This window comes from Micromonospora coerulea (assembly GCF_016598485.1).
Taxonomy (GTDB): Bacteria; Actinomycetota; Actinomycetes; order Mycobacteriales; family Micromonosporaceae; genus Micromonospora; species Micromonospora coerulea.
Map to the genome: position 1 here is coordinate 79,781 of NZ_JAEMUW010000017.1, position 14,701 is coordinate 94,481.

12 protein-coding genes are annotated in these 14,701 nt (G+C 70.3%); 4 read left to right on the forward strand and 8 right to left on the reverse strand.

Features of this window, described 5'->3' with window-relative positions:
• Positions 1-41 precede the first annotated feature (41 nt).
• Complete coding sequence (locus I8N68_RS21615) at positions 42-1,307, forward strand: MFS transporter (protein WP_200213234.1); 1,266 nt, start codon at positions 42-44, stop codon at positions 1,305-1,307.
• A 31-nt stretch (positions 1,308-1,338) separates the two neighbouring features.
• On the opposite strand, the gene I8N68_RS21620 is transcribed toward I8N68_RS21615, so the two are convergent.
• A complete protein-coding gene (locus I8N68_RS21620; protein WP_200213236.1) occupies positions 1,339-1,998 on the reverse strand; it encodes a YoaK family protein in 660 nt (219 codons plus the stop codon).
• 157 nt (positions 1,999-2,155) lie between these two features.
• Between I8N68_RS21620 and I8N68_RS21625 the strand changes: the two genes are divergently transcribed.
• Positions 2,156-2,836: a GntR family transcriptional regulator gene (locus I8N68_RS21625; protein WP_200213238.1), complete on the forward strand. Its 681-nt coding sequence runs from the start codon at positions 2,156-2,158 to the stop codon at positions 2,834-2,836.
• Positions 2,837-2,839: 3 nt separating this feature from the next.
• Here I8N68_RS21625 and I8N68_RS21630 read toward each other — a convergent pair whose 3' ends face one another.
• The 6 genes from I8N68_RS21630 to I8N68_RS21655 are packed head-to-tail and all read right to left on the reverse strand — an operon-like array spanning position 2,840 to position 10,206.
• A complete protein-coding gene (locus I8N68_RS21630; RefSeq protein ID WP_200213240.1) occupies positions 2,840-4,630 on the reverse strand; it encodes a gamma-glutamyltransferase family protein in 1,791 nt (596 codons plus the stop codon).
• On the reverse strand, positions 4,627-5,628 hold the full coding sequence (locus tag I8N68_RS21635) for an ABC transporter ATP-binding protein (RefSeq protein ID WP_200213244.1): 1,002 nt from the start codon (positions 5,626-5,628) through the stop codon (positions 4,627-4,629). The genes I8N68_RS21630 and I8N68_RS21635 overlap by 4 nt, the downstream gene beginning before the upstream one ends.
• Positions 5,625-6,689 carry an ABC transporter ATP-binding protein gene (locus I8N68_RS21640; RefSeq protein ID WP_200213246.1) on the reverse strand — a complete coding sequence of 355 codons (1,065 nt, stop codon included), beginning with the start codon at positions 6,687-6,689 and terminating at the stop codon, positions 5,625-5,627. Before I8N68_RS21640 ends, I8N68_RS21635 begins: the two co-directional genes overlap by 4 nt.
• Entirely contained in the window at positions 6,689-7,573 is an 885-nt protein-coding gene (locus I8N68_RS21645; RefSeq protein ID WP_109803827.1) for an ABC transporter permease, read from the reverse strand. The genes I8N68_RS21640 and I8N68_RS21645 overlap by 1 nt, the downstream gene beginning before the upstream one ends.
• Entirely contained in the window at positions 7,570-8,526 is a 957-nt protein-coding gene (locus tag I8N68_RS21650) for an ABC transporter permease (RefSeq protein ID WP_200213248.1), read from the reverse strand. Before I8N68_RS21650 ends, I8N68_RS21645 begins: the two co-directional genes overlap by 4 nt.
• Before the next feature lie 6 nt (positions 8,527-8,532).
• The gene (locus I8N68_RS21655) at positions 8,533-10,206 is read right to left on the reverse strand and encodes an ABC transporter substrate-binding protein (RefSeq protein ID WP_200213250.1); all 1,674 of its coding nucleotides are present in this window, start codon (positions 10,204-10,206) and stop codon (positions 8,533-8,535) included.
• 455 nt (positions 10,207-10,661) lie between these two features.
• On the opposite strand from I8N68_RS21655, the gene I8N68_RS21660 reads away from it, so the two are divergent.
• Positions 10,662-11,933: a hypothetical protein gene (locus I8N68_RS21660; protein WP_200213252.1), complete on the forward strand. Its 1,272-nt coding sequence runs from the start codon at positions 10,662-10,664 to the stop codon at positions 11,931-11,933.
• A 130-nt stretch (positions 11,934-12,063) separates the two neighbouring features.
• Here I8N68_RS21660 and I8N68_RS21665 read toward each other — a convergent pair whose 3' ends face one another.
• Positions 12,064-13,122 (reverse strand): S8 family serine peptidase, encoded by a 1,059-nt coding sequence (locus I8N68_RS21665; RefSeq protein WP_200213254.1) that lies wholly within the window; start codon positions 13,120-13,122, stop codon positions 12,064-12,066.
• A 454-nt stretch (positions 13,123-13,576) separates the two neighbouring features.
• Here I8N68_RS21665 and I8N68_RS33980 point away from each other — a divergent pair, with 454 nt between their 5' ends.
• Positions 13,577-14,644, forward strand: coding sequence for a GGDEF domain-containing protein (locus tag I8N68_RS33980; RefSeq protein WP_200213256.1), 1,068 nt, complete (start codon positions 13,577-13,579; stop codon positions 14,642-14,644).
• The last annotated feature ends 57 nt before the right edge of the window (positions 14,645-14,701 follow it).

Genomic DNA, 14,701 nt, shown 5'->3' on the forward strand with positions numbered 1-14,701 from the left:
TCAAATTGGAACTCACTGGCTCGCGGACGGGGGTTGGCGGCATGTCCGTCGGAGATGGGGCCGGAGTGTTCTGGCGCTGGTGGACCGCCGGCACGACCAGTTCGGTCGGGTCGGCGGTCGGCGCGGTGGCGCTGCCGCTGACCGCGCTGACCGTGCTGGACGCCTCGGCGTTCGAGATGGGCCTGATCGCCGCCGCGAGCTACGTCGCCTGGCTGGTGATCGGCCTACCGGCCGGGGTGCTCGTGCAACGGTTGCCGCTGCGCGGCGCCCAGGTGGGCGCCGACCTCGCCCGGGCCGTCGCGGTGGCGTCCATCCCCGTCGCCTGGTGGTGGGGCTGGCTGACCGTCGCCCAACTGGTCGTCGTGGCGCTGGTGGTCAGCTTCGCCAACGTGCTCTTCGACGTCGCCAATGCCACCTTCCTGCCCGCCATCGTCAGCCGCGAGCAGTTGCACTCCCGCAACAGCCTCACCTCGGCGACGCACGCCGCCACCCAGCTCAGCGGCCCCTCCCTGGGCGGCCTCGCGGTGCAGGCGCTGGGGGCGGTGCCCACGTTGCTGGTCGACGCGGCCAGCTACCTGGTCTCGGCGGCGCTGCTGCGCTCGCTGCCGGCCCGGCGGGTCGACGCGCCCGACCGCTGGCCCCCGGTACGCGAAATGATCGGCGAGGGCTGGCGCTACGTGACCCGCCACCCGGTGATGGGGCCGACCATGTGGACCGCGACGGCGGTCAACTTCGTCTGCGGCGCGCAGCTCGCCGTCTACCCGCTCTACCTGGTCCGGGAGCTGCACGCCCCGGCCGCGCTGGTCGGCGTGCTGCTCGCCGTGGAGGGGGTCGGCTCGCTGGTGGGCGCCACGCTGACCCCGTGGATCACCGGTCGGTGGGGCACCGCGCGCTCCCTGGTGGTGGCCTGCCTGATCTCCGTCGTCGGCGCGTTCGTCGTGCCGCTGGGCGTGGGGTGGCCGGCCTACCTGGCGTTCGCCGCGGGCAACGTGGCCTTCGCCGGCGGGGTGGTGGTGCTCAGCGTGACCACCCGCACCTACCGGCAGACCGCGAGCCCACCGGAGCTGCTCTCCCGGGTGATGGCCACGGTCCGGTTCGTCTCCTGGGGCGCCATCCCGGTCGGCGGGCTGGTCGCCGGCGCCCTCGCCGGGCTGGTCGGCGCCCGGGTCACCCTCTTCGCCTTCGCCGGGGCGGCGGTGCTGGCCCCGCTGGCCCTGCTCCTCTCCCCCGTGCGCAGTCTGCGAGACCTGGCCGACCTGGCGGTCGACGGACCGACCGCGCGGGAACACGTGGCAGCCGCGCCGTAACGTCGCCGCGCCCCCGCCGTACTGTTTCTGCCTACTGAGCGGTGGTCGACACCTCGACGCCGGGTTCCTCAGCCATCCGCGAGGACACGGCGATGACGAACCCGAGTGGCACGATCAGCAGTACCGGCGACCACGCGGACAGGTGTACAGCCACCAGGGCACCGACAGCGGCGCCGCTCATCAGGGCCGCCAGGACCTGAGCCTTGGGCCGCAAGCCACGCCAAGGGGTCCGAGCGGCGACACCGGCGATCAGGCTCGTGAGAGTGCCTGTCAGGTATGTGGAGGAGAGGCCCGGTACGCCGAACCGCTGGATGGCACTGCTCTGTACGCCCAGCGCCGCTGCCGACAGCATCAGAAGAGCAAGATCGACGTGCTCCGAGCGCCTGGCAGGGTTGAGCTCCCAGACGACGAGAAAGACGACGAACACCAGGAGTTCCAGGACGAGCGCCCGGGTGACCCGACCGGGCCAGGCGGGGTCGCCCGGCTGCGCCGAACCGGCGAGTCGGGCTCCCGCGAGGACTCCGGCGATGAAGCTGACGATGGCGCAGCCTGACGTCAGGGCCAGATCTGCTTCGCCTCTGCCCGCTGAGAGCCCGAGCAGGACCATGTTGCCCGTCATCACGCTCGAGAAGGCGCCGCCCAGGGAGAGGAAGCCAACGGCGTCGGCGCATCCGGTCAGAAACGTGAGCACGACAACGAGGGATTGCCTTCGCCTCAGGAGATCCGGGTTTCCGCTCGCTGTGCCGCGGAAGCGCATGACACGGGGCATCGTTCTCAACACTGTCGGCCGTCCTCCCAGATTGTTCTTCGTATACACTTCGTCTGGACGTTCACGGAGAGGCGATCAGGTGGCTGAAGACCTGCGGGACAAGCTCGGCGCTCAACACCTGCCGCTACGCGACCAGGTCCTCGCCGCCCTACGGACCGCCATCATCAACGGCGACTACCCTCCGGGTGAGCGGCTGACCGAGGACCGGTTGGCCGAGGACTTCGGCGTCTCTCGCAACCCGGTCCGGGAGGCACTGCGCGTCGCGGAGGCAGAGGGTTTCGTCGTGATCCTGCCCCGACGAGGGGCGGTTGTCGCCTCCCCCAGCAGCGGAACCATCGCCGACATGTTCGCCGTACGCGAGCGCTTGGAGGCGCTGGCCGCCCGGCTGGCGGCCGAGCGGGCGACGGCGGCGGACGTGGCCGCCCTGAGGGCGCTGCTGGAGCAGGGCCGCGAGGCGACGGAACAGCAGGACCTGCGGCGGGTCGCCGAACTGAACACCGCCCTGCACCTGCGCATCCTCCAGATCAGCGGAAACCCCTGGCTGTCATCGATCGCCAAGGCGCTGTACCTCCATGTGCAATGGGTCTTCCGGCTGGGAGCCGCGGAACGAGCACCGCACTCGTGGAGCGAGCACATTCAGCTGGTCGACGCCATCGAGTCAGGTGACGGTGAGCGAGCCGAGCAGGCCGCGCTCTCCCACCTCGACGCGGCATCCGCGGCCGCCTATGAGAACGCCGAAGGCGGGTATGGAGCCCACTAGGGGTCAACGGCCGCAGGCATAGCCCTGCATGCCCCGCGGGTTCGCCCCGGCCCCGAGCACACCCGTAGCCGGGTCGCGGGTTACGGCGCAGAGCCGGCCGAGGCTCCACGAGCCGGAGAGCCGTACCTCATGCCCGTACGCACGCAGTGCCGTCAGGACATCCTCGTCCAGGCGGTCCTCCATCACCAGGACGGCGGGCTCGAACTCACGCGGGTAGAACGACGCCGGCAGGCTGGTGGTGTGCCACATGGGCGCGTCGATGGCCTCCTGCAGGGACCGACCTCCCGCGAGATGGCGAAGCAGGAACAGCAGCTGCCATTGATCCTGCTGGTCGCCGCCGGGGGTGCCGCACGCCAGTACGGGCGCGCCGTCGCGGTGCACCATCGTCGGGCTCAGGGTGGTACGGGGTCGGCGTCCCGGGGCAAGCGACGAGGCGAGACCTTCCTCGAGCCAGAACATCTGGAGTCGGCTGCCGAGGGGGAAGCCGAGGTCCGGAATAGTGGGAGAGCTCTGCAGCCAGCCGCCGCTCGGGGTGGCGGAGATCATGTTGCCCCAGCGGTCGACCACGTCGACGTGACAGGTGTCGCCGCGGGTCACGCCGTCCGACTTCACCGTCGGCTCGCCCGTCGTGGGATCCACCACGTCGGTCCGGCGTCCGGCCCTCCGTTGGGCATGGGCAGGGAGGCGGGGTTCCGCTCCATCGGGACGCCCCGGTCGTAGCTCCGCCGACGCTCGTCCTCCGATCAGACCTGCCCTCTCCCGCGCGTACTCCCTGGAGAGGAGCGCCTTCACGGGCACGTCGATGCCATCGCCGTACCAGGCCTCGCGGTCGGCGAAAGCAAGCTTGAGCGCTTCGGCCTGGGCGTGGATGCCGCGAGCGGTAGACGGGTCGTACGCGTGGGGGTCGGCGAGCGCGTCGAGGACCGACAGCGTCTCCAGCAGCACCGGACCCTGGCCCCAGAAACCGGTCTTCGCCACCGAGTAACCGTTCCAGTCGAGGGTTACCGGCTCCTCCCAGGTCGCAGAGTAGGCAGCCAGGTCCGCGCCGGTGACGAGGCCGGCATGGGGACGCCCGCTGGAGTCCTGGAACGGTTCCCGAGAGAACCGGTCGATCGCCTCGGCGACGAAACCTTCACCCCAGGCACGACGTGCGGCGTCGATCTGCGCCTCACGGTCGGAGCCGCCTGCCTGTCCAGCCTTGACCAGTTTCTGAAGAGTCCGCGAGTAGGCCGGGTTGGCGAACATCTGGCCCGCCGCTGGCGGCTTGCCGTTGCGCAGCCAGAGCTCCGCCGAGGTCTGCCAGTGCTCCTCGAACAGCGATTGCACGGCTGCCACGGTGTCGCCGACCCTGCCGATCAGCGGATGGCCGGCGCCGGCGTATCCGATCGCCGGCTCCAGCACCTCCTCAAGGAATAGCGTCCCGTGGTCCCGCAGCAGAAGGAGCCAGGCGTCCACGGCGCCGGGCACGGCCGCCGCGAGCGGGCCGGATCCGGGGATGAGGTCCATCCCGAGGGACCGGAAATGCTCGATGGTGGCACCGGCGGGCGCGGGCCCCTGCCCACACAGCACCTTCGGGGCCGGGTCCTGGACCGTCGCGACGATGGCGGGCACCTCACCGGCTGGCCCGTTGAGGTGTGGTTCCACGACGTGCAGGACGAACCCGGCGGTGACGGCCGCGTCGAAGGCGTTCCCACCGCGCTCGAGGACCCCCATGGCGGCCTGGCTCGCGAGCCAGTGCGTCGAGGACACCATCCCGAAGGTTCCCTGCAGGGTGGGCCTGGTCGTGAACGTCATGAAAGCACCTCACTGTTGTCAGCGGTCCGGACGTCAGGCCGGGTGCCGTCCGGCTGGACCAGGTGGCACGCGGCCTTCCCGCCACCGATCTCAACCTGCGCCGGTACCTCCGTCGCGCACCTGTCGAAGGCGAGAGGGCACCGGGTACGGAAGCGGCACCCGGAGGGCGGGTCCAGCGCGGACGGGAGGTCGTCGCCGAGCAGGACCGGTTGACGCTGCCGTTGGCGGACCGGATCGGCCACCGGTGCGGCCGCCAGCAGCGCCTGTGTGTAGGGATGGGCGGGTCGCGTGAAGATCTGCTCACGCGAGCCCGTCTCGACGAGTTGCCCGAGGTACATGACGGCGATCTCGTCCGCCAGGTACTCCACCGCGGACAGGTCGTGTGTGATGAAAAGGCAGGCAAACCCGATGTCCCGCTGCAGGTCGGCCAGGAGGTTGAGCACCGACGCCTGCACCGACACGTCGAGCGCGCTCGTGGGTTCGTCCGCGATGAGCAACGTTGGCTCCGAGATCAGCGCCCGGGCGATGCTGACCCGTTGGCGTTGCCCTCCCGAGAGCTCATGGGGATAGCGGCGGGCCACTTCCGCCCGCAGGCCCACCCTCCCGAGTTCCCTGGCGACTCGCGCCTCCCGGTCGCGTCGCGAGATCCGCTCACCCGACAACCGCAACGGCTCAGCCACCACATCGCCCACCAGCATGCGCGGGTCCAGCGAGCCAGCGGGGTCCTGGAAGACAATGGACACCTCACTTCGGTGCCGGCGTAGCTGTCGCCGGGACAGGTGGCTGACATCGGTCCCGCCTATCCTGACAATGCCGGCGGTGGGCTCCACGAGCCTCACCACGCACCGGCCCACCGTCGACTTCCCGGAGCCGCTCTCGCCCACCAGCGCCGTGACCCGGCCCTGGGAAATGGCGAGGGACACCCCGTCCACGGCTCGCACCGGCCCGAAGTGCATCACCAGGTCCTCGAGTTCGAGGGCGTTCGGCTGCGGCGTCATAGGTTCGTCTCCTCAGGCTGAGTCCGAGGCGCCGGGCAGGGGTGCCAACATGCCGCGAGGTGATCCTTCGCACCGAGCGCGGTTCCGGTCCCGACCCCCTCGAGGGGCGGGGCGGAGTCACGGCACTGCGAGTCGGCAGCCGGGCACCGGTCCGCGAACGTGCACGCGTCGGGTTGGCTGGACAGGACGGGCACGAGACCGGGGATCTCCTGCAGCCGCGCGGTGCCGGCATGCTTTCCCGGGGTCGGTGAGGCCGACAGCAGCCCGGCCGTGTACCGGTGCAACGGATGTGCGAACAGGTCGGTGACCTGCGCCCGTTCCACCACCCGCCCGGCGTACATGACGACGACGCGGTCCGCGACGTCGGCGATCACGCCGAGGTCGTGCGTGATGATGAGGATGGTGGTGCCCAGCCTGTCGCGCAGGTCGCGGAGCACCTGAAGGATGCCGGCCTGGACCGTGACGTCCAAGGCGGTGGTCGGTTCGTCGGCCACCAGCACCTTCGGGCCGCATGCCACCGCCATCGCGATCATCACCCGCTGGCGCATGCCTCCGGAGAGCTGATGCGGGTAGTTGTCGACACGTTTCGAGGCGGACGGGATTCCGACGAGCGACAGCAACTCCACGGCCCGCGCCCGGGCGGCCGGCCTGGACATCCGCTCGTGAACCTGCAGCACCTCACCGATCTGGCGCCCGACGGTGAGCACCGGGTTCAAGGACGTCATCGGTTCCTGGAAGATGTAGGCGATCTCCTTACCGCGCACTCGGCGCAGCACCGACTCCCGGGTACCGACCAGCTCGGTACCTCTCAGCCGCACCGAACCGGAGATCCGTGCGCTGCTGGGCAGCAGGCCCGCGATGCTCATCGCGGTGACGCTCTTGCCGCAGCCTGACTCGCCCACCATGCCGACGATCTCCCCGGGAGCGAGATCCAGACTTACCCGGTGGACCGCCGAGACCGTCCCGCCCTCGGTCGTGAACGAGACCGAAAGATCACGTATCTCCAGCACGGGTGCGCCGAGCAGGCCGGAGGCGGTGCCCGGGCGTTCGACCGTGGTCATCACCGGTCTCCCTTCGGGTCGAGGGCGTCACGAAGGGCGTCACCGAAGACGTTGAACGCGAGCGCCAGGATCATGATCACCACACCAGGGAAGATCGCTGCCCACGGGGCGCGGGCGGCGAACTGCTGAGCGGTGGCCAGCATGGTTCCCAGGCTGGGGGCCGGGGGCTGAATGCCGAGGCCGAGGAACGACAGCACCGCCTCTCCCAGGATCGCGGCCGGGATCGCGACCGTGGCCTGCACCAGGATCACCGACGTGGCATTGGGCAGGATGTGCCGGGCGAGCACCCACAGGTCACTCGCACCGTCCACGACTGCCGCGGCGACGAAGTCCAGCGACTTGAGCCGTAGCGTGTCCGAGCGCACCACGCGGATCACCCCCGGAATCTGCGCGATCCCGATGGCCACGGCGGCGTTGCCGAGGCTGGCGCCCCGGATGGCGGCCAACCCCACCGCCATGATCAGGAACGGGAACGCGAGCAGGAGGTCGGTGAACCGTGAGATCACCGCGTCCCATGCCCGGAAGTAGCCCGCCGCGAGCCCGAGCGGTACGCCGATGATCAGAGAGGTGGCCACCGCCAGGAGTCCCACCTCGAGGGATGCTCGTGCCCCCAGCATGATGCGGGACAGGACGTCACGGCCCAGGTCGTCGGTTCCCAGCACGTGTCCCGGAGTGCCCGGAGGCGAGAACGTGTGCCCAAAGTCGGTCTGCTCGACGGAATAGGGTGCGATCCAGGGCGACAGCAGGGCGACGACGGCCGCGAGCGCCAGCACGACGAAGCTCACCACGGCAAGAGGGTTCCTTCTCAACCGTCTGAGGACCCGGGTGCGCCGAGTGAGGCTGGCGGGTCCGGCTTCCGCCATCGGAACGGTGAGGACGGTCATGCCGGATCCCCCGTCACACGAATTCGTGGGTCGATGACCGAGTAGAGCAGGTCAACGAAGAAATTGATCACGATGTAGGCCGTCGCGGTCAGCAGGACGACAGCCTGGATCACCGGGTAGTCCCGCTGGAACACCGCATCGATGGTCATCTTGCCGAAGCCCGGGAGCCCGAAGATCTGCTCGGTGACGACCGCGCCGGATATCAGGCCTCCGAGTTGGAGGCCCACGATCGTCACCACCACGATGAGGCTGTTCCGAAGAGCATGCCGGGTGATGACCGCTCGCGGCCGAAGACCCTTCGCCTTCGCCGTACGCACATAGTCCGAGGAGAGCGAGTCCAACATCGCGGATCGCGTCTGTCGCATGATGATGGCGGCGAGCCCCGTGCCGAGAATCACGGCCGGCAGGACGATGTGGTGCAGGTTGTCCACCGGATCCTGCAGCAGCGGCACGAAGCCGGAGGCCGGAAACAGCCCCGTCGCCACGGAGAGGTAGAGGATCGCGAGCAGTCCGAGCCAGAAGTGCGGCACCGACAGACCCACCAGTGCCAGTCCGTTGGCCAACCACTCCGCCGGGTGCCCGCGGCGTACCGCCGCGAGCACACCGGCGCCGACGCCCAGCACCGCGGCGATGAGGATCGCCAGGACGGAGAGCTCGGCCGTCACGGGCAGGGCCGTCGTGAGCATCGACGAAACCGGCGTCCCGGTTCGGATCGAGACCCCGAAGTCCCCTTGCACAGCGCGTTCCACGTACTGCGCGAACTGCAGTGGCAGCGGCTGGTCCAGCCCGTAGTGGTGACGGATGGCCTCCAGCGCCTCGGGCGACCGGTCCTCTCCTGCCAGTGCGAGCGCCGGGTCCCCGGGCAGGGCCCGCACACCGAGGAACACCACGACGGTCGACAACAGCAGGGTCAGCGCTGACTGCCAGGCGCGCCTGAGTAGGTAGCGGATCACGGGGACCTACTTGGTGAACCCGGCGAAGGCCGCTCGGATCACGCCGTCCGGGAAGACCTGCAGGCCCTGCACCTTCTTGGAGACGGCGGTCAGGTTCCGCTGCCGGTAGAGGTAGATCAGCGCGTCATCCTGCTGGAGGATCGTCACCGCCTGCCCGTACAGCTTCTTGCGCTCCTCGACGTCGTTCGACTGACGAGCCTCGGTCAGCACGGCATCGAGCTGGGTATTGCTGTAGCCGGAGACGTTCTGGCTTCCGCCGGTACCGACGAAGTTCGTGATGTTGGCATCCGGGTCGATCCGCCCGCTCCAGCCCAGCTGCAGCAACTCGAAGTTGCCGCGGTCCTGCTCGTCGAGCAGGGAGGAGTACTCCACCGGATTGATCTTCAGGTCGAATCCGCCCTCCTTGACCATGGCCTGCAGCGCCTGCGCGAGGCGCAGCGTGTCGGGCGTGTTCGACGCGAGCATCGTCACCGGATACGGCGTCTGAACGCCCGCTTCGCTGAGAAGTTGCTTGGCCTTGGCCGGATCGTGCGCCGGGCAGGTCTGCGCCTCCGGGGACGAGAACGGGCTGGCGGGAGAGATCGGCGAGCAGGCGACACCGAAGAGCCCGTTGAAGACCGCTTGAACAAGGGCCTTCCGATCGATCGCGTACTCGAAGGCCTGTCGGACCTTGGCGTTCTTCGCGATGGGACGGTCGATGGGCTTGGGCGGTGTCCCGACGCCGTCGACGTTGCCGATGTTGAAGGTGAGGCCCTGGTACCCGAGAGACTGCGACTGCAGGACGGAGACAGCGGGGTCCGCTCGCAACGAGCCGACATCCTGGGTGGAGATGCTGTCGGCGACCTGGGCGTCGCCGGAGCGCAGGTTGGCAGCGCGGATGCTCGCGTCGCTGAGGATGTGCCATGAGATGGCGTCGAGGTGGACCTTCGCAGCGTCGTAAAAGTTGGGGTCCTTTACGACGTCGATGGAGTTCTGCGGCACCCGTTTGGCGAACTTGAAGGGTCCGACGCAGACCGGCGCCGAGGCGAAGTTCTCTCCCAGGCTGCCCAGCGCCTTCGGGCTCATGATCATTCCGGCGCGGTCCGCCAACGCTCCGACCAGGGGCGCGAACGGCTGCTTCAGGTGAACGACGACCGTCTGGGGATCAGGCGTGTCCACGTTCTCGATGGGGCCGAGTTCGCTCTTGCGCGCCGACCTTGTGAGGGTCAGGTGTCGTTGCAGGGTGGCCTTCACCGCAGCGGAGTCGAACTGCGTTCCGTCCGCAAAGCGTGCGCCCTGACGCAGCGGGATTGTCACTGTCCTACCGTCGCTGCTGATGGTGGGGAGGGCGGTCGCGAGCTGCGGCACGACCTGCGCCTGCTCGTTCACGTCGTAGAGCTTCTGGCACATCGCCTGGAAGACGTAGCGCGAGTAGAGGCTCCGCGACAGGCTCGGGTCCAGGGCGTCGGGCTCCGCGGAGAGTGCGATGACCAGCTTGCCGCCTTGCTTCACCGCAGCGGGGTCGGCCGGCGTACCGAAGAAATCCTGGCTCGCCGACTGGTTCCCATCGGACTGGCCGCCGCCCCCGTTGTCCGACACCGGTGAGCAGGCCACGACGGTGCAGGCAACGACCGCCGCCACCGCGACCCGGAGTGGAGCGGGCCTCCCCGGGCTGGTTTCGCTGAAGAAGAGGTTCGTCATTGGGAGCTCCTCAAGTGGGCGATTCGGGGAGCGTATGTTGTATACGATGCATGGCGCAAGGGATCTCAAGGTGGCCGCCGTACGTCCGCACGCCTGATGATCATGGATAGACCCCGCCCGTGGTTGGGGTCGGCCAGCCGCCGGCTGTCCGCCCGCCCCTGCCCCTTGGCCGCACGGCAGACATCCATTCAGCAGCGACCGGCCGGGCCGGGCCGAGGGATGACCCGCACTGTTCATGGCGGGACGTGCCCTCTTCGAATACGAGGTCCCGCACCCCAGGACGCCCACGGATCGACCATGGCCACCAGGCGGACCATCGCGACGGGTAGCGCCGCGCGGCCGTCGAGCAGAGCCGCGGCGCGGCTCAATCTTGCTCAATCTTTTCTTATCGCAAACAAAGGGAAGTATCGATCCCGGCGCGTTTCCTGGACGGCGCGCGACCGGTTGTACCGGGCGTGACGGCGACATCCCCCGCCATCGACACGATCCCGTCGGCCACGCTGCCCCGATGGCGCATCACCTGGGCGGAACGCGAGAACGACCGGCGACGCCGCGCGCACCACGCCGAGATCGAAGCCTGGGTTCGGCGCAACGACCAACTGATCCGGCTGCAGATCGAGGCCGCGACGTTCCGCGGGTACGCGCAGCCGCGTACCGGCCTGCCGGTCGACCTCGACGACGACGAGGTCATCTACCGGGTGCTGCCGGCCGCGGAACTGGTCGAGGCCGAGGCACGGCACGGTTTCGGACTACCCACGCCGGGGCTCACCGTCGCCACCACCAGCATCGACGCACCCGGCCGAACCCTGCCGAGGGGTCTGCGGGTCGTCGACGCCGGCATGGCCGTCGTGACCGACCGTCGGGTGGCCTTCGCCGGGCGCGAGAGCGGGCGGGAGTGGACGTACGCGGACATGGTGGGACCCGCGCACCACCCCGACACCCCGATCACCCTGCTGCACACCACCGACGGAAGGCGGCTCACCGGGCTGCTGGTGCCGACCGCCGCGACCGTGAACTTCCGCTTCTACCTCACCCTCGCCTTCGCCGCCGCAGCCGGCCAACGCGCCGCCGTCGCCGCGCAGATCGACGCCCTGCGGGACGCCCACCGGCGCGCGCGGCCGACGCCACCGCCACCGGCCGAACCGGAGCACGCCCCGCTGACCGCGGTGCGTCCCGATCGCCGGCTGGCCACCGTCGCCGCGGTCGTCGCGTTGACCTTCGCGACGGTGCCCGTCGGCGCGTTCGGTGCGGAGCGCGGCGGCCCGCCGTACCGGGCTTACTCAAGCGCCGGCGTCGCCACCACCGGCGGGTCGCACACCATCGGCGCCACCGCCCAGAGGAGCCTCGACGAGTCGACGACACCGGACAGCCGTGCGCCGGCGTCGCCGGCCGCGGAGCCGCCGACTGCGCCGACCGGTGCCGGGCCAGGCGTAGCCGGAACGGTCCTGCGCCCGCGCCCGCCGAGCCGGGCCACCTCCGCCGCGCCGACCGTCATGGTCACGGTTCGGGCTGGCCCCCCGACCCCGACCACCCCTGCTGCGCCGACCACCGGCCCGGCCCCGACCCCGACGCCGCCCCCGAGCACGGACCCGACCACGGATCCGACCGCGGGTCCGGACCCGACCACCGGGTCCCCGTCGTCGGAGCCCGTTCTGGTCAACCTCTGTCTGGACCCGCTACGGCTGCCACTGGCGGAGCGGCTCCTCTGCCCATCATCGACCCGATGAGTCACCGCGCGGGCGTCGCGCGACGGGAGATCGCCCGGAGTCAGCCCGGGCCAGCGGGAAGCCCCGGCTCAGGATGGCGTTGCCGAGGCGGGGCTGCGTTGCTGCCCGCGGCCGGGCGTTCCGCTCGACGTCAGGTGCGGGGCGCGGCCACGGCGGCCTGGGCGTCGATGATTCCCCAGCCGTACGGCGGCGAGTAGGCGCCGCGCAGCCCGACGACCGGGGTGCGGGCGGTCGACATCAGCACCGAGTACACGTTGTCGAGGCTGCGCGCCTGGGCGAAGAGCAGGGCCGCGACTCCCGACACGTACGGCGTCGCCATCGAGGTGCCCGCGTAGGCGTCGTAGTCGCCCTGCCCGCAGTTCGCCGAGCCGGCGCCGACCGGGACGCTGGACCACACGTCGTCGTCGCAGTTGACCAGGCCGGCGCCACCAGGGGCGGCCACCGCCTTCAGGTCAGCCTTCACGCCCAGGTTCGAGTACCACGCCTTCACCTCGTTGCGGTCGGTGGCGGCGACGCAGAGGGCGCCCGCCTCCCAGGCCGGGGTGTCGCACAGGGGCGCCGTCTCGTTGCCGGCCGCGGCGATGACGGCGACGCCTTTCGCCTGCGCGTACGCGATCGCCTCGGTGACGGCGGACTCGAGCCCGGTGAGGGTGAGGGCCTGGGAGCCCGGCAGCGCGCCGAGACTCAGGTTGACCACCTTGGCACCGTGGTCGGCTGCGTAGCGGACGCCCGCGGCGATGTCGGCGAAGCTGCCGCTGCCCGCCTCCAGCACCTTGATCGGCATGACCTCCGCGTCGGGGGCGACGCCCGCGACGCCGAGACCGTTGCCGGTGGCGGCGGCCGCGATGCCCGCCACGTGGGTGCCGTGCTCGTCGCCGGCGTCGGCCATGCCGTTGGGGCCTCGCCAGTCGCCGTTGCCGCAGGAGGCCGGCCCGCAGTCGACGAAGGTGGCGCCGGGCACGAGCTTGGACGTCAGGTCCGGGTGGCTGAGGTCGACGCCGGTGTCCACCACCGCGATCACCACACCGGTTCCCGTGCTGGCTCCCCAGGCCTGTTCGGCATGGATCTGCCGCAGGCCCCACTGCTTGTCGTACAACGGATCGTTGACAGCCGCCTGCGCGGGCGTTGCGGCGACGGCCACGAGGGCGGTGGCCAACGCGGTGCCGGCGAGTAACCGAGCGATCGACATGGGATATCTCCTCAGGATGCGACAACGGTTCAGCTATGGCATCGGTGAGGAGCCGCCAGACGTAACAGCGGACGAAGGCATCGAGCCCGGCCGGTCCGCTCGCCGATCAGACCGCGCAGAACTCATTGCCCTCCGGGTCGGCCATCACCACGTGGTCGAGCCGGCCGTCCACAACATCCTCACGCAGCCCCGTTTCACCCCGCCCGGCCCGCGGGAAGTACATCGCCGGTCGCGCAAGGGCACGGCGAGACATGCGAGGTTGCGCTGAGCCACCATGGACGTACGCAGGGCAGACGTAACCGCGACGAAATATTGACGTCACCTCACGCACATCGTTGAATGTCGGAGTGGTCGGACACGTCGGAGCGGCCTCGACCCGGATCACGGTCACGGCCGCTGCGACCGAATTCGCGGCCGGATCATCGGGATCCGTCGTCAGGTTGCCGTGGGTGCGGTGGACAGTCGGGTGAACGAGCGCCGGCGAAGGATGCTGCTCACCGCGGCGTTGCACGTCGTCTCGCACGGAATCGCCGTCAGCTACTGCCTGATGACCTTGCACCAGCCACATCGGTCCCTCATGCTCGCGGCCTACGGCTGCGGAATGGCGTCCGGCCTCGTCGGCCTGTGGGCAGCCCAGAAGGTGAGCACAAAGGCCTCGGGGTACCGCATCTCGTTCACCATCCTGCTGATCACGCTCGTCGTGGCGACGCTCGGCGCGTACTGGGACGGCGGCGCCGCCTCACCGGCCGCCGTGGGTTTCGTGACCACGGCCGTTTTCGTCGCCAGCCACACCCCGCGCCTGCCGCTGATGACGGGGCTCGCGGCGCTCACCGTCGGGACCTACCTCGCGGTCGCCGCCACGGGACGACCGGCGCCCCCCGGGCACGTCTTCCTCTACGTCGCGGCCATGGTGGTGCTGATCTCGGTGTGCTCCGCGCAGGCACGGATCCTGGCGCGGCAGCGATCCCAGCTCCGTTCGCTCGCGGAGCTCGACCCGCTCACCGGCGCCCTCAACCGGCGCGGCCTGGCCGAGTTCACCAAGCACCTGTTCCGGAGCGGCTGTCGCCCGGGCCCGTCCCTGCTGTGTCTGGATCTCGACGACTTCAAGCTGGTCAACGACCGCCTCGGACACGCCGCCGGCGACCGGCTGCTACAGCGGACGGTGGCCGCGACCCGGGAGGTGCTGCGCGCCGGGGACGCCATCGCCCGGGTCGGCGGTGACGAGTTCGTGGTGGTGCTGGTGGACGCGGACGACGTCACCGCGCGGACGGTGCTGACCCGGATCGACGCGGCGGTGCGCCCGGACGCCCCCGTCAGCATCGGCTCGGCCACCGCGCCGCAGGACGGCAACACCCTCGAAACCCTGATGCAGGTGGCCGACCAGCGCCTCTACCGGATGAAACTGGAACACCGCCCCACCGCCGGACCGCCGCCGCAGGACCGCCCCGACCTGCTACCCAGCCGCCCGGACGCGCTCGGCGTGCGGACGGCCGGTCAGCGGCCTGGGTGGTCACCCGGGTAACGCGCGTGGACCGGCGCCGGGTGGGACGGGGCCATCGTCGCGCCGCCCGGCCGCGGC